This window comes from Polynucleobacter hallstattensis, from assembly GCF_018881835.1.
In the GTDB taxonomy this organism is placed as follows: Bacteria; Pseudomonadota; Gammaproteobacteria; order Burkholderiales; family Burkholderiaceae; genus Polynucleobacter; species Polynucleobacter hallstattensis.
On sequence record NZ_JACVPO010000001.1, the window covers coordinates 927,291 to 947,339 of the forward strand.

Here is a 20,049-nt window from a genome sequence, read left to right on the forward strand (position 1 = left end):
TGTTCTCAGTCTATAAAAAACGCAAAATTAGAGACGCTAGATTAGGTGCTCAGCCAAAACAGTTTGTTACTGGGTTAAGAGTAATTGGATAGTTCCAATTGGAACTTATATCGGATAAGCTCCTAAGTTGATGAAAAAAAAGCCCCCCAGACTCCTTTTTGCGCTCTGGCTATCAATTGCCGTTCATCTTGGGCTAATTCTGTGGTGGGCTACCTATGAGGGCTTTATCTTTGCTAAACCCAAAGATGTAAATCTCAACATTATTGAGGTTCGACTAGAAGATCCTATTGCTAAAAATAGTAATGATCTAAATCCTATTCTAGGAAGCGATAAACAACCGGCATCATTAGCGGCACCATCAGCCCCAACTTCGGAAGAGTGGGCATTCGCATCCAAATACACATTAAAAAATAGCAAAGGATATCGCCACTCTTTCGGTCAGCAAGTACGAAGTATGATGGGCGCAGCTGTAGAGGGTCCGGACCAAGGGCAAGTCAGATTTAGAATAGAAATTGCTCCAAATGGAACTCTTGTCAAAGTTGAAACGCTTTGGAAAACTTCTGATAAAGCGGAGCAATTGGCTAGAAGGGCAATGAAGTCTATGCCTGCTTTGCCACCCACGCCAACAGGCAAATCACTCATCTTTGAAAGAACGATTTCATTTACGCCATTTGCTACAGATGATGCGCCAGTCTATAGAGACGACTGTCTGCCCGATACACCAGCGTTTAGCAATCCATTTGCCTGGGATGGCAAATCATCCCAAGAAATCAAGAAGAACAAGCCTGCTGAAAAGCTCAGCCCCGAAGCGTTGGCTGAATGCCTAAAGCAGTTACCTCAAGATTCTATTGATGGCATTACTGCTGAAGCTCAACGGCAACTAGACATATGGAGCTCGGGCAAACTTAATCAAAGAAAGTAGGTTTCTATACATACGTGTATGCGTATATATGCGTAATGTCGGTTTAAGCGAGATTCCTATGATCGGATAACCCACAACACTAAAGGCTTCTATGGCTTGGATCATTACCAAATACTTATTGACCGCAGGAATAGTTGTATTCATTTCTGAGGTTGCCAAAAGAAGTGATCGACTGGGTGGATTTATTGCGGCATTGCCACTGATGACACTTTTAACCCTAGTGTGGCTTTATTTTGAAAACCAGCCAGAAGAGAAAATAGCCAATCACGCTTATTACACCTTTTGGTACGTGATCCCTACATTGCCGATGTTTCTGCTATTCCCCTATTTACTTCCCAAGCTGGGCTTTTGGCTAACTATGGGGGCAAGCGTAGCGGTATCAGTAATTTGTTTTGGATTATTTGCCCTAGCGATAAAGGGATTTGGAGTTGAGCTTCTTTAATCTTGTCAAGTAGAGTAAGGTTGTCCCCCTCGATGCTTTGTCTAAATGAAAAGATAAAATAAAGTGGGGTTGCTAGTGACCCCCGTTCAGAACTCGGACGTTACCGTCGAGTAATTAAATCGGCAGTACGGCTTTGAAAAAGACAAGAAGTTCATGAAAAAACTCATTGGCATACAAGGTAATGATCAGGGTCACTGGGTTGGCGATGGCTTTCCTGTGCGTACTTTGTTCTTCTATCAAGAGCTGGGAAAGCAGATGAGCCCATTCTTGATGCTGGACTATGCGGGTCCAGCGGAGTTTCCCGCAACAACTGAACGTAAGGGCGTAGGCTCACACCCTCATCGTGGTTTTGAAACTGTCACGATCGTATATGAGGGCGAAGTAGCGCATAAGGATTCTACAGGTCAGGGCGGCATCATTGGTCCTGGCGATGTGCAGTGGATGACTGCCGGCTCAGGCATCTTGCATGAAGAGTTTCATTCCGAAGGATTTGCCAAAAGTGGCGGAACTTTGAATATGGTGCAGTTGTGGGTAAATCTACCGGCAAGACTGAAAATGACTAAGCCAAGCTACCAAGCTATTCTGGATAAACAGATTCCTGCGATTAATTTAATGAATGGTGCAGGGCAAGCTCGCATCATCGCTGGAGAGTTTGATGGCTATCAAGGCCCTGCTCATACCTTCACCCCTATGAATGTGATTGACCTAAAGTTGAAGAAGGGCTCAACCAGCATTTCTGTGCCAGAAGGCTGGAATGCATCTCTAGTCGTACTGAAGGGTGCCATTGAGGCTGGTGAGGGCATGGTGGCTCAGGATGCCAAGATGTTGATGTTTGATCAGCAAGGTCAAGATATTGAGGTGAATGTGTTGGAAGACTCTATTGCCCTCCTACTGAGTGGCGAAGCTATTGACGAGCCTATCGTTGGCTACGGACCATTTGTCATGAATACCAAAGAAGAGATTACTCAAGCAATGCAGGATTTTAATCGTGGGAGTTTTGGAAGAATCGCCCACTAAGAAGATGCTTTGAGTGTAAAAAAATCCGTTTGACTTCTATGTTTAGCTGTGAACAAAATTTATTATTTAAATCAAGGTGTTACACAGACTGGTTTAGAAAAGTGTGTTCAAATATCTCCTGTAGAAAAGGATATTTGTCCCACTTCATGTTTGACTCAAAAGATTTTTATACTTTGCGTTTACTCCCGCTACTATCTGCGGGGCTTCTGTCTGCCTGTGCGGTAGGACCAGACTTCAAGCAGCCAGATGCTCCTAATACATCCAGATATACCGAAACTACAATCTCTCAGAAATTAGCCATCGCACCTGGGGTGCCTGGTGGAACGAATCAAGAGTTTATTGAGGGTGCAGATATCGAGGCTCAGTGGTGGGAATTATTTAAGTCACCTGAGTTGGACGTATTGATTAAAAAAGCTTTGCAGCAGAACCCTAATTTAGGCGTTGCTGATGCTGCGCTCCGTGCGAGCCAAGAAAACGTGAGCGCACAAATTGGTGGACAGTATTTCCCGGCGATTGGTTTAAATGGCGGTGTCGCTCGGCAGCTACAGCCTTCTGCAATTTATGGTCTGCCTTATGGCTCTGATACCTACAACCTCTATAACGCTTCTGTAAATGTTACATATAAGCTAGACGTCTTTGGTGGTGCACGCCGCGCAGTTGAAGGTGCGAGAGCGCAAGCAGAGATTGCACAGTTTCAGCTAGAAGGCGCCTATCTTTCTTTGACGGCCAATATCGTTACCGGTGCGGTACGAGAAGCTGCTTTGCGTGCACAGATGCAGGCTACCGAAGAAATTTTGAAGGCGCAAACCAATTTAGCTGAGGTAACAGAAAAGCAATTGGCAATTGGCACAGTCTCTCGAGTGGATGTGACCTCACAAAGAACTTTGGTGTCTAACTCACAAGTCGATTTATTTACGTATGAGCGCAATCTTTCGTTTGCGCGCAATCAGTTGGCAGTATTGGTGGGCGAGTTACCTAGTAATGCCAACATTACCAAGTTTGACTTGAAATCTCTGCATTTGCCAGAGAAGCTGCCACTCTCCATACCATCGAGCTTGGTGCGTCAGCGACCAGACGTGCGCGCAGCAGAAGCGCAACTCAAGGCCACCAATGCTTTAGTAGGCGTTGCTACTGCCAATTTATTGCCACAATTTAATATCACTGGTGCTATTGGCTCCGCTGCATTAACAAGCTCAGCCTTATTTGGGCCGAATGCCACTCTATGGTCCATTGCTGGCGGTATCTTTCAGCCACTCTTTCAGGGTGGACAGTTATTAGCGCAACGACGTGGTGCAATGGCTAATTACGAACAAGCAGTTTTTCAATATCAAGCTACCGTGCTCAAGGCTTTTCAAGAAGTGGCTGACTCCTTACGTGCTTTAGAAACTGGTGCTCAAGCATTGAAGTCTGCATCAGACGCTGAACGCTATGCTTATGAAACTTTAGATTTGGTGCAGCAGCAATACAAGCTCGGCACTGCCAGCTACTTGGCTGTCCTCTATTACCAAAATCAATATCAAATTGCTAAAGTCAAATCGGTTTCTGCGCAAGCGACCCGATTCTCTGACACAGCAGCATTATTTGCAGCATTGGGCGGCGGTTGGTGGAATCGTACCGGCCCAGCCTTTCAACCAAAAGCCATAGCGAACAAAGATCAAAATGAAACTTCTGGAAACAATTAAAACTAAAGTAACTGCTACTGCAGTTGCCTTATGGACTTGGATGCTAGCTAAGGCGGTAGAGTGGAAACTTCGCGAGAAGCTCATTGCGCTTTGGGAAAAGATCAAAGGATTTTGGGTACGTTTGCGCGAACGCTTCATGCGCAGCAAGATTAATGCAAAACTACAATCTATGACACCTTTGGGTCGACGTATGACCATCATGTTGTGCGGTGTATTTTTGTTGTTAGGTTTGATTTTTGGATTTAACCAACTCAAGATATTCATGATCAAGTACTTTATTGCTGGCATGGGTTTACCGCCAGCAACGGTTTCTACGATGCTTGTGGAAACTTCAGCATGGCAACCTAAGTTATCTAGTGTTGGTAATGTGCGTGCATTTCGGGGTGTAGAGCTCAGCACTGAAATTGGCGGCCTTGTGCAAAATGTTTCGATTAGATCGGGCATGGATGTTAAAGAGGGTGAGTTGCTGATTAAGTTAAATGATGCATCCGATGTAGCCCAACTTAATTCTTTAAAGGCATTGGCGGACTTGGCTCAAGTGATTAATGAGCGCGATAGACAGCAGTTAGAGATTCAGGCGATTAGTAAGAACGTATTCGATACAAGTAAAGCAGATGCAAAGTCTAAGCAGGCTCAGGTGGAACAGCAAACTGCTTTAGTTGCTAAGAAAAATTTAAAGGCCCCTTTCAGTGGACGTGTTGGCATTGTGATGATCAACCCTGGTCAGTTTGTGAACCCAGGTGATAAGTTGCTGACACTTCAAACCTTGGACCCGATTTTTGTGGACTTCAATCTCCCGCAAAGTAACGCTGAACAGATACAGGTTGGACAAGAAATTGTGGTGACAACTGATGCATTCAAAGGTGCAGGCTTTACTGGCAAGATTACTGCCATCAGTCCGAAGGTGGATACGAGTACACGCAATATTCAGATAGAGGCTCAGTTAGCCAATCCAGATAAAAAGATCTTGCCGGGTATGTTTGCTAATGTGAATATCAAGTTAGGCGATCAGATCAAGATGCTGACCTTGCCACAAACGGCTGTGACCTATAACCCCTATGGCTCAACAGTTTTTATTGCCAAGCCAACTGGTAAAAAAGATAAACAGGGCAAGCCAGCACTTGAGGCCCAACAAGTTTTTGTGACTACTGGGCCAACTCGTGGGGATCAGGTGGCGATTCTCAAAGGGGTTGATGAGGGTGCTACGGTTGTCACCAGTGGCCAGCTCAAGCTGAAAAACGGTACACCGTTGATTGTGAATAACAAGGTGTTGCCATCCAATTCACCAAACCCACAGCCACAGGAATAAGTCCTAGATGAATTGGACTGACATATTTATTCGTAGGCCAGTGCTCTCGCTAGTAGTGAGTGCACTCGTCCTGGTGTTTGGTCTGAAGGCGGTGGGATCCTTGCCGGTGAATCAATACCCGCAAACCCAAAATGCCATTGTGACGATTACGACGGCCTACTATGGCGCTGATCCAGAGACGATTGCAGGATTTATTACGCAGCCCTTAGAGACCGCGATTGCTCAGTCTCAGGGTATTGACTATTTATCCTCGATGAGTGTGAGTGGCCTCTCAACCATTACCGCTACTCTCAAGCTGAACTACGATTCCAATGCGGCATTGACGCAGATCCAGACCCAAATTAGCTCTGTTAAGAATCAACTACCACCGCAAGCCCAGCAACCTGTATTGACTGTACAAATTGGTCAATCGACTGCGGCCATGTACATGGGTTTTTATAGTGACGATATTCCAAACAACGCGATTACTGATTACTTGTTGCGGGTAGTGAAACCAAAGCTAGATTCTATAGACGGTGTCCAGAACGCTGAAATTACCGGGGGCAGAAAGTTTGCTTTGCGTGCCTGGCTCGATCGCGAGAAGATGGCTGGGCTTGGTGTGGGTGCGGATGATGTCTATAGCGCCATGGCAGCTAACAACTACTTATCTGCAGTTGGTAGTACTAAAGGCGACATGGTTGCAGTGGACTTGGTAGCAGGCACTGATTTGCATACGCTGGATGAGTTCCGCAAGTTAGTTATCAAAAAAGACGGCATCAATATTGTGTATTTGGATCAAGTAGCCAGCGTGACTATGGGTTCTGAGGATTACAACACCAACGTCGCATTTAGTGGCAAGAGGTCGGTATTTATCGCGATCAAAGTGGCTCCACAGGCGAACCTGCTTGATGTGGCCGAACGGGTTCGTGCCGCAGTGCCAGATATTCAGAAGCAGTTGCCAACCGGTATGTCTGGAAAGGTGGTGTATGACTCTACTAAGTTCATTACTACCTCGATTGATGAAGTAGTGGCCACATTGTTAGAGGCGCTGTTGATTGTGACAGTCGTGATCTATCTTTTCTTGGGCAGCGCACGCGCAGTTGCGGTGCCAGTGATTGCGATGCCACTCTCTTTGATTGGCACATTCTTCTTAATGCAGGTCTTGGGTTACTCCATCAATTTACTGACACTGCTTGCTCTAGTATTAGCAATTGGTTTGGTGGTCGACGATGCCATTATTGTGGTTGAGAACGTTGACCGCCACATGAAGGAAGGCAAGTCTCCATTAGAAGCCTCTCTAATTGCTGCGCGTGAGTTGGGCGGCCCTATTTTGGCCATGACCATTGTGTTGATCGCAGTGTATATCCCGATTGGCTTTCAGGGGGGGTTGACGGGTGCGCTCTTTACCGAGTTTGCCTTTACTTTAGCGAGTGCAGTAGCAGTATCTGGATTGATAGCTTTGACGCTTTCTCCGATGATGTGTTCACGTATCTTTACTGAAGAACAAGAGGCTTCACCGTTTGTTCAAAAGATTGATCGTATTTTTGAAAAAGTTCACCACAGTTATCAAACTACTTTACGTGAGCTTTTAAGCACTTGGCAGGTCATTATTGTGATGGGTGTGATTTTACTGGGTGGGGTGGCTTATCTTTACTCCACTGCACGTTCTGAATTAGCGCCAACGGAAGACCAGGGTATTGTTTTGATGCAGGCTTCGGGGCCGCCTAATGGCACAGTCAACCAGATGCAGACTTATGCTGATCAGATTTATCAAATATCTGCAGCGGAGCCTGAGTATGAGCAGATGTTTCAGATTACCAGTCCAACGAGCAGCTTTGGCGGTGTCTTGCTTAAAGATTGGGATCAACGCAGCCGCAATGCTACTAAGTTCCAAGAGGATATGCAGAGTAAGTGGAACTCGATCGCTGGTGCTCGCGTAGCAGCCTTCCAGTTCCCAGCCTTGCCTGGCGCACAGGGCTTGCCTGTTCAGGTTGTGATTAATACTACTGAGTCTTACGAACTATTGAATGAGGTATCCCAAGCAGTTTTGGATAAGGCACGTCGTAGTGGCAACTTCTTTTTCGTAGACTCTGATTTGAAGATTGATAAACCACAGGATGTTTTGGAAATTGATCGGGAAAAAGTGGCTGCACTGGGCATGACCCAGCAGCAAGTGGGTAGTGCGCTATCTGCTGCTTTGGGTGGCGGCTATGTTAATTACTTCTCTGTTGCTGGACGCTCTTATCGCGTCATTCCGCAGGTGAAGCAAGTAGACCGTTTAAATCCAGACCAAATCCTCGACTACTACATACGTACCCCGAGCGGACAGATGATTCAGGCTCGTACCATCGCAACAATTAAGCAAAGAGTAGTGCCGCAGTCAATTAATCACTTTCAGCAACTCAACTCGGCGACGATATTTGGTGTGAGTACCCCATTTATTTCTCAAGCAGATTTACTGGAATTTATGCGTCAAACTTTGAAAGAGGTTGCGCCGAACGGTTACACCATGGATTACGCCGGCCCGTCTCGTCAGTTCATGGCAGAGTCTGGCGGTTTCTTGGTGACTATGTTCTTTGCGATCTTAATTGTGTTCTTGGTCTTGGCTGCCCAGTTTGAAAGCTTCCGTGACCCAATCGTGATTTTAGTTTCAGTACCGCTTGCTTTGTTCGGAGCGCTGATCTTTATTAATTTAGGATTCACAACCTTAAATGTGTATACCCAAGTTGGACTAGTTACGTTGATGGGGCTGATTAGTAAGCACGGTATTTTGATTGTGGAATTTGCCAATGAGCTACAAGAGGCTGGTCGCAGTAAGTTGGACGCTATCGTAGAAGCTAGTAGTGTGCGTTTGCGCCCAATCTTGATGACAACTGCCGCGATGGTATTGGGCGTAGTACCTCTGGTGATTGCTTCTGGTGCAGGTGCTGCTGGTCGCCAATCGATGGGTATTGTGATCTTTACTGGCTTATCAATTGGAACGCTATTTACACTCTTTGTGGTGCCGGCGATGTACTTATTTATTGGTGCAGATCACCATCAGAAAAAATTCAAGCAACAGTAGCTGATTGGTATTGTTAAAAGGCAAAAAGGGTGAACTTGGTTCACCCTTTTCTAGTTAATACCCCCAATGCTGATGGTCTAAGGGACTTTGCCTCACTTCACAACATTAAGTTCTTTTTCTGCAACTACACTGTATTTAGTTTCCGCTTCTATGCGCTGCATCCATGCGTCAATATTGTGTAAAGAAGGACGCGAGCCAGTTTGGTCTGGGAAGGTTTGATTTAATAGAATCCAACGACTTACGCAAAGTGCTAGCGGAATATCCCCAATACTGAATTCGTTTCCAGAGCAATAGTGCTGGCTTGCCAGCTGCTGATCCAGCAAGGTAAATAGTGCATTGCTATCTTGATAAGCCTTGCGAATTGCTTCGTGGTTTCGCTCGTTTTCAGGCGTACGAGTTAGACCTAAAAAGGCGGTGCGTAAAACGGGCCACATAGTTCCGAGTTGCCAGTCCATCCACTTCTCAGACTGATATTGAGAGGCAACATCCTGTGTAAAGCGCTTCGATTGATCGTGCTGACGAAGCAAGTATCGCAAGATCGTATTAGATTCCCAAAGTACAAGATCACCGTCTTCTAAGGTTGGTACTAAGCCATTAGGATTGAGCGCGAGAAATTCAGGCGTACGATTTTTCCCAAAATGAAGGCCGGCATCAATGCGTTCAAAATCCTTGCCTTCCTCTAATCCTAACTCTGCAAGGCACCACAATACTTTTTGTACATTGATGGAACTTTTTCTTCCCCATAAGCGCATCATTTCAATTCCTATTCGAGTATTTTTAAAGTGATGAATCTAAACCCATAAATTTGCTATGTGCAAATATGAGTGGATGACTTTCTGGAGCGTGCTTTAGATTGAGAACTGTAGCAACGATGATGTTGTGATCACCACCGGTATGGACTGCTACTGTCTCACATTCAAAGTAAGCGCAGCACCCTTCAATTTGCGTAAGCCCACTCGCAGCAATTTTATGGGGGATGCTAGTGAATTGATTTTCTTTCACGGTAGCAAAGTGCATCGCCATGGCTTCTTGCGAGCGTTCTAGTACATGAATTAACTGTTTGTGACCCACTTCAAAGTTGGGCATCAAGTTCGAATGCTTCTTAAGGCTCCACAAAATCAGTGGTGGCTCCAAGGAAACCGTATTGAAAGAGCTGATAGTGATGCCATGAGCATGCTGGTCGGCATCTAGGCAAGTAATTACTGTGACCCCGGTTGCAAAGGAAGCGAAACCCTTGCGGAGCTCTTGGGAGTTAAATGGGGTCATCTTGCCTATTTGTTTGGTGGCTTACTTCGTTGTAGTTGGAATGGTGGTGCCTGGGATGGGGGTCAGAATTTCGTTCTCTTCAGCTTTGACGCATTTAAAGCGGTATTCCTTGCCGGCCTTAGAAAGGAAGCTTGCACCTTGGTAAAAGTCATTCTTACAAGTTGTGCTGGCAAAATCCATCACATCTTGTGGCGTTGCACTAGAAGTGATTAGACGCATATTGCCCATAGACATATTAATTTGGCTCGATGAGCAGCCAATCAGTGCTAGACCACAAGTTGTAGTTAATAGTAGAATTTTTTTCATGGAAACCTCCATAATCAGCAATGCTCGTTAGGATAAACCCATTACGTATTTGCTGTGGAGAATGCAGCACTTTTAAAAGGAAGAGGCATGTTTAAGGCTATTTTAGTAAATAAAGACGATCAAGGTTATCGGGCTGAGCTTGCTCAAGTCGATGAGGCTAGCTTGCCTGAGGGTGATGTCAGAGTGAAGGTGCTCTACTCCACGCTCAACTACAAAGATGGCTTAGCCATTACTGGCAAAGGTCCGGTGGTGCGTAGCTTTCCGATGGTACCCGGGATTGATTTTGCGGGAGAGGTCTTAGAGAGCGCTAGTCCAGAATTTAAAGTTGGCGACATGGTGCTGCTCAATGGCTGGGGCGTTGGCGAGGGTCATTGGGGTGGTTTAGCGCAGCAAGCACGTGTGAAGTCAGAATGGCTCATTCCTTTGCCAAAGGGTTTTACTGCTAAGCAAGCTTTAGCTATTGGTACTGCTGGCTACACAGCAATGCTGTGCGTGATGGCTTTACAAAAGCATGGCTTGAAGCCCAGTGATGGCGAAGTACTGGTGACTGGCGCCGCAGGTGGAGTTGGTAGCTTTGCGATTACGCTTTTGAGCAAACTAGGGTTCACAGTTGTCGCCAGCACGGGAAGGATGTCCGAAGCTGATTATTTAAAGAAATTGGGTGCTAGTGAGGTGATTGATCGTGCGGTACTGTCAGCCCCTGGTAAGCCTTTGGCAAAAGAGCGTTGGGCGGCGGTAGTCGATAGTGTTGGTAGTCATACTTTGGCTAACGCTTGCGCGCAAACCAAAAGTGATGGTGCAGTCGCTGCTTGCGGATTAGCTCAAGGAATGGATTTTCCATCGACTGTTGCGCCATTCATTTTGCGTGGCGTAACTTTGTATGGCATTAATAGTGTGACAGTAGCAAAAGCAAAACGTATTGCCGCTTACGAGCAGTTAAGTAAGCTGGTAGATCTTAAAACTTTAGAAGAGATCTCTCACGAAATTAATTTAGAAGATTCTATAAAGTATGCCGCAGAGCTGATGGCTGGCAATGTACGCGGTCGTTTAATTGTGGATGTAAACAAATAAGTATTGGTTAATGGATAGTGCTTACTGCGAAGCTTGAGGTTTTCGTGCTTTTAGTTTTTCTAAAACCTCCAGCTTGTCTGAGTTAGAAAGTTCAGACCAGTCTGCAATCTCAGTGAGCGTGCGATAGCAGCCACGGCAAAAACCATTGTCGGGGTTGATGTCACACCAGTTGATGCAAGGTGATGGAACTGTTGTCAAAGCAAACTTAAAATAGAAATAGATGAATACTAAAAACCAATCTAGCGATCTGAGTGCCATTCATTATCCCCTAGCGGATGCTTTACCGGAAGCGGGCAGTTCAATAGAGGTCGCACCAGGTGTACGCTGGCTACGGATGCGCTTACCGTTTGCTTTGGATCACATCAATCTATGGCTAATACGGGATGAGTTCGAGGGCCTTCAAGGCTGGACCATTGTAGATTGTGGCATTGCTAATGATGAGACAAGAGCGGCCTGGGATCAGATCTTTGCTTCGCAGCTAGAGGGATTGCCAGTGTTGAGGGTAATAGTGACCCATATGCATCCAGATCATGTGGGACTCTCTCAGTGGCTCTGTGAGAAGTGGCAAGCACCACTCTGGATCTCCATGACAGATTATTTAACTGCGCAATGGCTTAGTCATAAAGAGGGCGGGGCTGCAGTTGGTGCACGCGCTGGTGGCGGGGGCTCTGCAGACCACTTTCAAAAACATGGACTCAATGCACCAGAAGATTTAGAAAAAATTCGTGCTCGCTCGAATTACTACAGCAATATGGTTCCGGGTGTGCCACGACAATATCGTCGCATCATTGATGGTGAAATGATTTTGATTGGTGGACATGAGTGGCAAGTGATTATGGGGTTTGGTCATGCGCCTGAACATGCTTCATTATTTTGCAAAGATTTGGAAGTGTTGATTTCTGGAGACATGCTGTTGCCACGCATTTCTACTAATGTTAGTGTTTACGATGCAGATCCGGATGCAGATCCCTTGGGCCTGTATTTGAGTTCTTTGGATCGATATCTGCCCTTACCCGATCACACTCTAGTACTGCCATCTCATGGCAAGCCCTTTACAGGAATGAAGCCCCGGGTTGGCCAGCTTAAAGCGCATCACGATGAGCGCTTGGCAGAAACACTGGGAGCATGTGAAAAACCAGCAACTGCTCGTGAGATAGTGCCGGTTTTGTTTAGACGTGAACTAGATATTCACCAAATGACATTTGCTATGGGCGAGGCTATTGCCCATCTGAATTACCTACTTCGTCGAGGAAAGTTGCGTCGCCAGCTTTGCGACGACGGCGTGTTGCGGTTTTGCGTGGTTTAGAGGCTTTTGTTCCGGTGTCCTTGGGAGTTTCGCTAGTGGCAGCGGTTGCGCTTGCTGAAACTGCGTCCCCAAAGGATTTGAGTGCCATCATGGTGGCATGCTGCACTTCTAGCCCCTGAATGGTGGACTTTAAAATATTGAGGTTGAGGTTAAGCCAGTTTTCAACGCTTTTCAAATCTTTGATGCGCTTTTCAAGTTCGTCGGTATCGAGTCCTGGAAATGCTGAGCCAAAGCCCCCGGCAGCCTTGGAGGCATCGGTGGTGAAGGGAAATTGACCTGGCGTTTGCCCGCCTGCTCCTTGACCCCACATGGTTTTCATCATTTCAAGGCTTTGATTGAATTCTGGGATAGTTCCAAACATAGGGGTGGCTCCGGGTCAGATAAAAGTGGCTTATTGCCAATACAATAGAGGATTCTAGAGATTAATCCCGGTTACGCAATGCAATCTAATGGTTTATCCCAGCCTTACACCCGCGGTCAGGCACTTCCCGAGCTACTAAAGCAGCGCATTCTGATTTTGGATGGCGCCATGGGCACCATGATTCAGCAATACAAGCTGAGTGAGGCGGATTACCGTGGATTACCAGCGAGCAAACGCTTTGAGAGTCACCCAGGCGACATTAAAGGCAATAACGAACTCTTGGTGCTGACCCAGCCACAGATTATCAGCAAGATTCATGAGCAGTATTTAGATGCGGGTGCAGACATTATTGAGACTAATACCTTTGGCGCTACTTCAGTTGCGCAAGAGGATTACAAGATGGCTGATTTGGCGCGAGAGATGAATGTCATCTCCGCTCAATTGGCTCGTGCTGCCTGTGAAAAATACTCTACGCCAGATAAACCACGTTTTGTAGCGGGTGCAATTGGACCTACGCCAAAGACTGCAAGTATTTCTCCTGATGTAAATGATCCCGGTGCACGTAATGTGACGTTTGATGCACTGCGAGCTTCCTATCGAGAGCAGATTGAAGGTCTCTTTGAGGGTGGTGTTGATTTATTTTTAGTTGAAACTATTTTCGACACACTCAATGCCAAGGCTGCATTGTTTGCTTTAGATGAGTTCTTTGAGGAAACCGGTGAGCGTTTGCCGGTGATGATTTCAGGTACGGTCACGGATGCCTCTGGCCGAATTCTATCTGGGCAAACAGTTGAAGCATTTTGGAATAGCTTACGCCACATTAAACCACTCACCTTTGGCTTGAACTGCGCCTTAGGTGCTGCGTTGATGCGCCCTTATATTGCTGAGCTATCCCGCATATGCGACGTTGCAGTATCTTGCTATCCCAATGCCGGCCTGCCCAATCCCATGAGTGATACTGGCTTTGATGAGACTCCGGATATTACTTCTAGCTTGGTTGATGGTTTTGCGAAAGATGGTTTGGTCAATCTAGTAGGTGGCTGCTGTGGAACTACGCCAGATCATATTCGTGCAATCGCTAATGCAGTTTCACAGCGTAAGCCGCGACCCTTCTATCGTGAGAGTACGGAGCTCTCAGCATGAGTAAGACTGTAAAAGTAATGCCGCCGATGAAGCTTTCAGGTCTAGAGCCTTTTAACGTTACGGCCGATATCCGCTTTGTAAACATTGGCGAGCGTACCAACGTAACAGGCTCCAAAGCCTTTGCGCGCATGATTTTGAATAATCAATTTGATGAAGCTTTAGTAGTTGCAAGACAACAAGTTGAAAATGGCGCTCAAGTGATTGACATCAATATGGATGAGGCAATGTTGGATTCTGAAGCGGCAATGACGCGCTTCTTGAATTTGATTGCCTCAGAACCAGATATTGCTCGTGTACCGATCATGATTGACTCCTCTAAATGGAGCGTTATTGAGGCTGGTCTGAAGTGCATTCAGGGTAAGCCGATTGTGAACTCGATTTCACTCAAAGAGGGTGAAGAGCCGTTCAGAAAACAAGCACGTTTGATTCGTCGTTACGGTGCAGCATCTGTAGTGATGGCATTTGATGAAGTAGGTCAAGCAGATACCTTTAAGCGCAAAACAGAAATTTGTCAGCGCTGCTATCAAATTCTCGTTAATGAGATCGGCTTTCCAGCAGAAGACATTATTTTTGACCCTAATATTTTTGCAATTGCTACCGGCATTGAAGAGCATGACAACTATGCTGTAGATTTTATTAATGCTACACGCTGGATTAAAGAGAATCTGCCGGGCGCAAAAGTTAGTGGCGGCGTTTCCAATGTCAGCTTCTCTTTCCGCGGCAACGATCGCGTACGTGAAGCCATTCATACGGTGTTCCTGTATCACGCCATTCAGGCTGGCATGGATATGGGTATTGTGAATGCGGGACAGCTCGGCGTATATGCAGACCTAGATCTTGAATTACGTGAGCGTGTTGAGGATGTGGTACTTAACCGCTTTAAAGAAAGAGATGGTAAGACTCCAACCGAGCGCTTACTGGATATTGCCGACCAATTTAAGGGCGGTGGCGCAAAACAAGTAGAAAACTTGGTGTGGCGTGAGGCCCAGGTGCGTGAGCGTTTAACCCATGCTTTGGTACATGGAATCACTACCTTTATTGAAGGCGACACTGAAGAGCTGCGCGCTCAAATTATGGGTGCAGGTGGTCGTCCGATTGAGGTTATTGAAGGCCCCCTGATGGATGGCATGAATGTCGTTGGTGACCTATTTGGCGCCGGCAAGATGTTTCTACCTCAAGTAGTCAAGAGCGCACGTGTGATGAAGCAAGCGGTAGCCATTTTGATTCCTTATATTGAGGAAGAGAAGCGTCTTCACATTGCCGCTGGTGGTGAAGCAAAAGCCAAAGGCAAGATTGTGATGGCGACTGTTAAGGGTGACGTTCACGATATTGGCAAAAACATTGTGACGGTGGTGCTGCAATGTAATAACTTTGAAGTTGCCAATATGGGTGTGATGGTACCCTGCTCAGAAATTCTGAAGCGTGCTAAAGAAGAAAAAGCAGATATTGTTGGTTTGTCAGGTTTGATCACCCCATCTCTAGAGGAGATGACTTACGTTGCGCAAGAGATGCAGCGTGATGACTATTTCCGTGAGCGTCAAATTCCGCTCATGATTGGTGGTGCTACAACTTCTCGTGTACATACCGCAGTCAAGATTGCGCCGCATTATGATGGACCGGTAGTCTATGTGCCTGATGCATCCCGCTCTGTGTCAGTAGCATCAAGCCTTCTATCAGATGAAAGTGCCAAGAAATTTATTCAGGATCTGCGCGATGACTACGTACGTATTCGTGAGCAGCATGCCAATAAGAAGGCATCCCCGACTATCTCATTAGAAGCCGCACGTAAGAATCGTGAATTAATTGATTGGGCTAGTTATGTGCCTGAGAAGCCTAAGTTTATTGGGCGTCGTGTTTTCAAGAATTTTGCTTTAAGTGACATCGCTAAATATATTGACTGGACACCATTTTTTCAAACTTGGGATTTGGCTGGTAAGTTTCCAGCAATCTTAGATGATGAAATCGTTGGAGTAGAGGCCCGTAAAGTCTTTGAAGATGGTCAGGCGCTATTGGATAAGTTGATTAAGGGTCAGTGGTTGCAAGCCGATGCTGTAGTAGCTTTCTACCCAGCAAACACGATAGGTGATGACATTGTGTTGTACAGTGATGAATCTCGCGAGCATCCATTGTTTGTTTGGCATAACTTGCGTCAGCAGGCCGAGCGTCCTGTAGTCGATGGCGTTCGTCGACCTAATCGCTGCTTAGCAGATTATGTTGCGCCGAAAGATACACATGTGGCCGATTACCTTGGCTGCTTTGCTGTGACAACTGGTCACGGGGTTGAGAAAAAAGTGGCTGAGTTCCATGCAAAGCATGATGACTACAGTGCAATCATGTTGCAATCTTTGGCCGATCGTTTGGCAGAAGCATTCGCAGAGTTGATGCATCACCGTGTTCGTACCGATCTCTGGGCTTATGCGACTGATGAGATTTTGACGAATGATCAAATGATTAATGAAGAATATCGTGGTATTCGTCCAGCGCCAGGATATCCAGCTTGCCCTGCGCATGAGGTGAAAAAAGATTTATTGCGTGTCATTGGTTCGGAAGATATTGGCATAACCTTGACCGAATCGATGGCCATGAACCCAGCTTCCAGTGTCAGCGGTTTTTATCTAGCACATCCGGATGCACGTTATTTCAATGTGGGTAAGTTGTCAGCAGACCAGATTGAAGATCTTGCTAAGCGCCGCAATGAGTCCGTTGAAGACATTCGTCGCCAGTTGGCAAGCTCGATAGACTAAATTGGATTTGGGTGGAGGGGGATGAAGCCTTTAAACGCCCCACATCACTGGCTCATCTTTGGCTTTAGCCTGTTTCATCAGTTCTAAGAAGGGGTAGGCGCGCTGCCCCAGCCTGTCGGCAAGTTTTGGTTTTTCAGTGCTTTCTTGATCCGCTGTATTACTTTTAGAGCGCTCTTCCAAGTCTTTCAAAATAGCGGTTTCTAGGGCGATGATGAAGCTTGGTAGTTGCTCCACCGTCAAAATTCCCCTAGGTTCTAATGGGCGACCCAAAATTTCAAAGATTCTCTGGGTGAGATCAGCTAGCATGATGACGTCAGGACCCGCTTTGGATCGAAATTGATAGATCATTTCAATAGCTTACCACCTGATAAACTCACTTATCTATGTTGTTGACTAATAAAAATCGTTTAATTGAAATGCTGAGTGCAGCCCTTCAGGGTCTTGCACAGGAGCGTGGTTTGGCCGATGCCCCTGCGCCTCGCTTAGAGCGCCCTAAGGCGGTAGACCATGGGGATGTCGCTTGCAATATTGCGCTTCAGTTATCTAAAGCTTGGAAGCTAAATCCTCGAGAATTAGCGCAAGCGCTTGTTGAGCGCTTAGAGCAGCAGCCTGGCTATAGTGAGCTCATTGCCTCCTGCGAAATTGCAGGGCCTGGATTCATTAATTTTCGCCTTAGTAATAGCGCTAAAACTGCTGTGGTGCAAGAAGTCCTCACGGCAGGATCTCAGTTTGGTCAGCTAGCGCCAGAGGCAGCCCCAGTTGCTAGCGCCATGATTGAATTTGTGTCCGCCAATCCTACTGGCCCGCTGCACGTGGGTCATGGTCGTCAAGCTGCGCTAGGCGATGCCCTAGCAAATCTATTGGCAACTCAGGGTATCAAAGTGCACCGCGAGTTTTATTACAACGATGCTGGAGTCCAGATCGCAAACTTGGCGCTTTCAGTGCAAGCTAGATTAAGCGGACTTAAACCTGGCGATGCTGCTTGGCCAGAGAGTGCTTATAACGGTGAATATATTGCAGAGATTGCGATTGCCTTTAAGGCTTCGCCTGAATATAAAGATAACCTGGAAGCTATTCGTCAATTTGCCGTCGCGTATTTACGCAATGAACAAGACATTGACTTAAAAACATTTGGCGTGAAGTTTGATTGCTATTACCTAGAGTCTTCCTTGTATACCGATGGTAGTGTTACAAAGATTGTTGAGGAGCTGCAAAGTATTGGTAAGACCTATGAGTCTGAGGGCGCGCTTTGGCTCAAGACAACAGATGATGGCGATGATAAGGATCGCGTTATGCGTAAGTCTGATGGTAGCTTTACCTACTTTGTGCCTGATGTCGCCTATCACACCAGCAAATGGAATCGTGGCTTTCAAAAAGTGATTAACGTCCAAGGGAGTGATCACCACGGCACCATCGCCCGTGTTCGCTCTGGCTTGCAGGGTGTGGCACAGAAGCGTGGTTGGGATATTCCGAAAACCTATCCTGATTACGTATTGCACAAGATGGTGACGGTGATGCGCCACGGCGAAGAGGTCAAAATTTCTAAACGTGCCGGCTCCTATGTGACTGTACGCGACTTGGTAGAGTGGTCTGGTGGAGTTGCACCGGAGATGACTGCTGATGATCGTGAACTAGCACTTCAGCGTGGAAGAGATGCCGTGCGTTTTTTCCTCATCTCCCGCAAGGCTGATACAGAGTTCGTCTTTGATATTGATTTGGCATTACAGCAGAATGATGAAAATCCCGTGTTCTATGTGCAATATGCCCATGCGCGTATTTGTTCAATTCTGACCCAATGGGGTGGAAAAGTATCTGACCTAAAAGGTGCGAACCTCTCCCTACTGCAAAGCAAAGCCTCAGATCATCTATTACGTCGTTTGGCTGAATATCCAGAAATGCTGACTGACGCTGCAGCAGACTTGGCGCCGCATGCATTAGCTTTCTACTTGCGCGATTTGGCTGGAGACTTCCATACCTTCTATAACGCAGATCGCGTTTTGGTAGATGATCCCGCATTGAAATTAGCACGCCTTGCATTGCTCTTAGCGACGCGCCAAGTGCTTGAAAATGGATTAAAAGTATTGGGTGTATCAGCACCCGCTAAGATGTAAGCTGTAGTACTTGCTAGCGCTTAAGAAGTAAAAAGAAGGATGAAGATACGATGAAAAACAATAATCAACACACCAGCTTTACGCCGAAGACCCAGTCTTCGAGTTCGGAGTTTGGCGGCACTATTCTTGGCTTCATCTTAGGGCTTGGTGTTGGCCTTGGCGTTGCTTTTGTGATTGCCTTTTACCTTTCTAAAAACACACCGCAAGAGCGTCCTGGAGTCAGAGCCCCTAATCTTCCTTTAACAATTAAGCCGGGATCAGAATCGGTGGAAGGTGAGGTGATTGCCCCAGCAGAGACTCTGGATTTGAATAAACCCCTACAAGGCAAGTCAGCTGCACCCTCAGCGAGCACGCCAGATCCAATTGCTGATGTAGCTAGTGGTAAAAAACCGGGAGAGCTAGCCCCAGCGCCTACCGCAAAATCGGATGCAATTTATTTCTTACAAGTAGGTGCATTCAATAAGCGTGCTGATGCAGATGCGCAAAAAGCGAGTTTAGCGATTCAAGGTATTCAATCTCAATTAAGTGAGATTAATAGTGAGGGCAATACGCTTTGGCGTGTGCGTATTGGCCCATACAACAGTGTTGAAGAAAGCAATCCCGTGCGTGATAAGCTTAATGGCATGGGTATTAAACCGAGTGTGATTAAATCTAGCAAATCATGATTACATTATCTAAATCTAAAAGGGCTCTTTTATCTGCCACTATTCTTGGTTTGGCATTTTCTTTTTCAGGCCTTGTTGCTGCGCAAAGCCCTAAGATTGAAGAGGGGTTTGATTATCGTATTCTGCCTATTCCTCAGCCAGTTGAGGCTAAAGGAAAAGTCGAGGTTATCGAGTTCTTTTGGTATGGCTGCCCGCATTGCTATGACTTTGAACCAGAGCTCAATGCGTGGCTTAAGCGCCAAGCAAAGGATGTGACATTCCGTAAAGTACCCGTTGCTTTCCGAGATGATTTCATGCCGCACAGCCAGCTCTTCTATGCCTTGGAGTCTATGGGTAAGGGTGAGGCGATGAATGACAAAGTCATGTATGCCATGCATAAAGAAAACAAGCGCCTGATGACAGAAAATGAGATCGCCGATTGGATTGCATCACAAGGTATCGATCGCAATACCTTCTTAGCTACCTATCGCTCTTTTGCCGTTGTATCAAAAGCTCGTGCTGCAAGACAGATGGCCGATGCTTATCGTATTGATGGGGTGCCAACGGTTGTGATGCAGGGTCGCTACGTAACATCCCCATCCATTGCGGGAACCAAGGCAAAAGCGATTGCTGTAATGGAGCACTTAGAGCAAAAAATCCGCAAGGATAAGTACAAGTAATT

19 protein-coding genes are annotated in these 20,049 nt (G+C 46.3%); 13 read left to right on the top strand and 6 right to left on the bottom strand.

The annotated features are described in order from the left end of the window. Window positions 1-130: 130 nt before the first annotated feature. From ICN26_RS04925 to ICN26_RS04950, 6 genes are all read left to right on the top strand, one after another. Window positions 131-922: an energy transducer TonB family protein gene (locus ICN26_RS04925; protein WP_216267311.1), complete on the top strand. Its 792-nt coding sequence runs from the start codon at window positions 131-133 to the stop codon at window positions 920-922. Between the two features lie 91 nt (window positions 923-1,013). Next, entirely contained in the window at window positions 1,014-1,364 is a 351-nt protein-coding gene (locus ICN26_RS04930; RefSeq protein ID WP_216267313.1) for a DUF3147 family protein, read from the top strand. A 153-nt stretch (window positions 1,365-1,517) separates the two neighbouring features. After that, window positions 1,518-2,381, top strand: a complete 864-nt coding sequence (locus ICN26_RS04935) for a pirin family protein (RefSeq protein ID WP_216267316.1) — start codon at window positions 1,518-1,520, stop codon at window positions 2,379-2,381. 146 nt (window positions 2,382-2,527) lie between these two features. Then, on the top strand, window positions 2,528-4,063 hold the full coding sequence (locus tag ICN26_RS04940) for an efflux transporter outer membrane subunit (RefSeq protein ID WP_216267317.1): 1,536 nt from the start codon (window positions 2,528-2,530) through the stop codon (window positions 4,061-4,063). A gap of 169 nt (window positions 4,064-4,232) precedes the next feature. Beyond that, the gene (locus tag ICN26_RS04945) at window positions 4,233-5,372 is read left to right on the top strand and encodes an efflux RND transporter periplasmic adaptor subunit (protein ID WP_439650722.1); all 1,140 of its coding nucleotides are present in this window, start codon (window positions 4,233-4,235) and stop codon (window positions 5,370-5,372) included. Window positions 5,373-5,379: 7 nt separating this feature from the next. Next, on the top strand, window positions 5,380-8,415 hold the full coding sequence (locus ICN26_RS04950; RefSeq protein ID WP_216267319.1) for an efflux RND transporter permease subunit: 3,036 nt from the start codon (window positions 5,380-5,382) through the stop codon (window positions 8,413-8,415). Window positions 8,416-8,507: 92 nt separating this feature from the next. Here ICN26_RS04950 and ICN26_RS04955 read toward each other — a convergent pair whose 3' ends face one another. Genes ICN26_RS04955 through ICN26_RS04965 form a run of 3 tightly spaced genes read right to left on the bottom strand, consistent with a single transcriptional unit; the run spans window position 8,508 to window position 9,987 of the window. Further along, window positions 8,508-9,170, bottom strand: a complete 663-nt coding sequence (locus tag ICN26_RS04955) for a glutathione S-transferase family protein (protein WP_216267322.1) — start codon at window positions 9,168-9,170, stop codon at window positions 8,508-8,510. A 22-nt stretch (window positions 9,171-9,192) separates the two neighbouring features. Then, window positions 9,193-9,681: a flavin reductase family protein gene (locus ICN26_RS04960; RefSeq protein ID WP_216267324.1), complete on the bottom strand. Its 489-nt coding sequence runs from the start codon at window positions 9,679-9,681 to the stop codon at window positions 9,193-9,195. Window positions 9,682-9,702: 21 nt separating this feature from the next. Further along, window positions 9,703-9,987, bottom strand: a complete 285-nt coding sequence (locus tag ICN26_RS04965; protein WP_216267325.1) for a hypothetical protein — start codon at window positions 9,985-9,987, stop codon at window positions 9,703-9,705. An 87-nt stretch (window positions 9,988-10,074) separates the two neighbouring features. Between ICN26_RS04965 and acuI the strand changes: the two genes are divergently transcribed. Continuing rightward, window positions 10,075-11,058, top strand: a complete 984-nt coding sequence (gene acuI / locus ICN26_RS04970; protein ID WP_215355134.1) for an acrylyl-CoA reductase (NADPH) — start codon at window positions 10,075-10,077, stop codon at window positions 11,056-11,058. A gap of 21 nt (window positions 11,059-11,079) precedes the next feature. Here the strand turns inward: acuI and ICN26_RS04975 are convergent, their stop codons facing one another. Next, the gene (locus tag ICN26_RS04975) at window positions 11,080-11,256 is read right to left on the bottom strand and encodes a DUF1289 domain-containing protein (RefSeq protein ID WP_216267327.1); all 177 of its coding nucleotides are present in this window, start codon (window positions 11,254-11,256) and stop codon (window positions 11,080-11,082) included. Between the two features lie 22 nt (window positions 11,257-11,278). Here ICN26_RS04975 and ICN26_RS04980 point away from each other — a divergent pair, with 22 nt between their 5' ends. After that, window positions 11,279-12,364, top strand: coding sequence for an MBL fold metallo-hydrolase (locus ICN26_RS04980; protein ID WP_216267329.1), 1,086 nt, complete (start codon window positions 11,279-11,281; stop codon window positions 12,362-12,364). Here ICN26_RS04980 and ICN26_RS04985 read toward each other — a convergent pair. Then, window positions 12,276-12,725 (bottom strand): PhaM family polyhydroxyalkanoate granule multifunctional regulatory protein, encoded by a 450-nt coding sequence (locus ICN26_RS04985; RefSeq protein ID WP_216267331.1) that lies wholly within the window; start codon window positions 12,723-12,725, stop codon window positions 12,276-12,278. The two genes, ICN26_RS04980 and ICN26_RS04985, sit on opposite strands and share 89 nt — an antisense overlap. A 78-nt stretch (window positions 12,726-12,803) precedes the next feature. On the opposite strand from ICN26_RS04985, the gene ICN26_RS04990 reads away from it, so the two are divergent. Together ICN26_RS04990 and metH are read left to right on the top strand one after the other, a co-directional pair. Continuing rightward, window positions 12,804-13,868, top strand: a complete 1,065-nt coding sequence (locus tag ICN26_RS04990; protein ID WP_216267333.1) for a homocysteine S-methyltransferase family protein — start codon at window positions 12,804-12,806, stop codon at window positions 13,866-13,868. Beyond that, complete coding sequence (gene metH / locus ICN26_RS04995) at window positions 13,865-16,612, top strand: methionine synthase (RefSeq protein WP_216267335.1); 2,748 nt, start codon at window positions 13,865-13,867, stop codon at window positions 16,610-16,612. Before ICN26_RS04990 ends, metH begins: the two co-directional genes overlap by 4 nt. Window positions 16,613-16,642: 30 nt before the next feature. On the opposite strand, the gene ICN26_RS05000 is transcribed toward metH, so the two are convergent. Further along, on the bottom strand, window positions 16,643-16,960 hold the full coding sequence (locus ICN26_RS05000; RefSeq protein ID WP_216267337.1) for a DUF1840 domain-containing protein: 318 nt from the start codon (window positions 16,958-16,960) through the stop codon (window positions 16,643-16,645). A gap of 35 nt (window positions 16,961-16,995) precedes the next feature. Here ICN26_RS05000 and argS point away from each other — a divergent pair, with 35 nt between their 5' ends. The 3 genes from argS to ICN26_RS05015 are packed head-to-tail and all read left to right on the top strand — an operon-like array spanning window position 16,996 to window position 20,047. Further along, complete coding sequence (gene argS / locus ICN26_RS05005; RefSeq protein WP_216267339.1) at window positions 16,996-18,723, top strand: arginine--tRNA ligase; 1,728 nt, start codon at window positions 16,996-16,998, stop codon at window positions 18,721-18,723. A 50-nt stretch (window positions 18,724-18,773) separates the two neighbouring features. Next, window positions 18,774-19,388 (top strand): SPOR domain-containing protein, encoded by a 615-nt coding sequence (locus ICN26_RS05010; RefSeq protein ID WP_216267341.1) that lies wholly within the window; start codon window positions 18,774-18,776, stop codon window positions 19,386-19,388. Further along, window positions 19,385-20,047, top strand: coding sequence for a thiol:disulfide interchange protein DsbA/DsbL (locus ICN26_RS05015; protein WP_216267343.1), 663 nt, complete (start codon window positions 19,385-19,387; stop codon window positions 20,045-20,047). The genes ICN26_RS05010 and ICN26_RS05015 overlap by 4 nt, the downstream gene beginning before the upstream one ends. Window positions 20,048-20,049 lie beyond the last annotated feature (2 nt).

Coding starts and splice junctions, on each gene's coding strand:
- ICN26_RS04925 (WP_216267311.1), top strand. CDS start 131: ATGAAAAAAAAGCCCCCCAGACTCCTTTTTGCGCTCTGGCTATCAATT.
- ICN26_RS04930 (WP_216267313.1), top strand. CDS start 1,014: ATGGCTTGGATCATTACCAAATACTTATTGACCGCAGGAATAGTTGTA.
- ICN26_RS04935 (WP_216267316.1), top strand. CDS start 1,518: ATGAAAAAACTCATTGGCATACAAGGTAATGATCAGGGTCACTGGGTT.
- ICN26_RS04940 (WP_216267317.1), top strand. CDS start 2,528: ATGTTTGACTCAAAAGATTTTTATACTTTGCGTTTACTCCCGCTACTA.
- ICN26_RS04945 (WP_439650722.1), top strand. CDS start 4,233: ATGACACCTTTGGGTCGACGTATGACCATCATGTTGTGCGGTGTATTT.
- ICN26_RS04950 (WP_216267319.1), top strand. CDS start 5,380: ATGAATTGGACTGACATATTTATTCGTAGGCCAGTGCTCTCGCTAGTA.
- ICN26_RS04955 (WP_216267322.1), bottom strand. CDS start 9,170: ATGATGCGCTTATGGGGAAGAAAAAGTTCCATCAATGTACAAAAAGTA.
- ICN26_RS04960 (WP_216267324.1), bottom strand. CDS start 9,681: ATGACCCCATTTAACTCCCAAGAGCTCCGCAAGGGTTTCGCTTCCTTT.
- ICN26_RS04965 (WP_216267325.1), bottom strand. CDS start 9,987: ATGAAAAAAATTCTACTATTAACTACAACTTGTGGTCTAGCACTGATT.
- acuI (WP_215355134.1), top strand. CDS start 10,075: ATGTTTAAGGCTATTTTAGTAAATAAAGACGATCAAGGTTATCGGGCT.
- ICN26_RS04980 (WP_216267329.1), top strand. CDS start 11,279: ATGAATACTAAAAACCAATCTAGCGATCTGAGTGCCATTCATTATCCC.
- ICN26_RS04985 (WP_216267331.1), bottom strand. CDS start 12,725: ATGTTTGGAACTATCCCAGAATTCAATCAAAGCCTTGAAATGATGAAA.
- ICN26_RS04990 (WP_216267333.1), top strand. CDS start 12,804: ATGCAATCTAATGGTTTATCCCAGCCTTACACCCGCGGTCAGGCACTT.
- metH (WP_216267335.1), top strand. CDS start 13,865: ATGAGTAAGACTGTAAAAGTAATGCCGCCGATGAAGCTTTCAGGTCTA.
- ICN26_RS05000 (WP_216267337.1), bottom strand. CDS start 16,960: ATGATCTATCAATTTCGATCCAAAGCGGGTCCTGACGTCATCATGCTA.
- argS (WP_216267339.1), top strand. CDS start 16,996: ATGTTGTTGACTAATAAAAATCGTTTAATTGAAATGCTGAGTGCAGCC.
- ICN26_RS05010 (WP_216267341.1), top strand. CDS start 18,774: ATGAAAAACAATAATCAACACACCAGCTTTACGCCGAAGACCCAGTCT.
- ICN26_RS05015 (WP_216267343.1), top strand. CDS start 19,385: ATGATTACATTATCTAAATCTAAAAGGGCTCTTTTATCTGCCACTATT.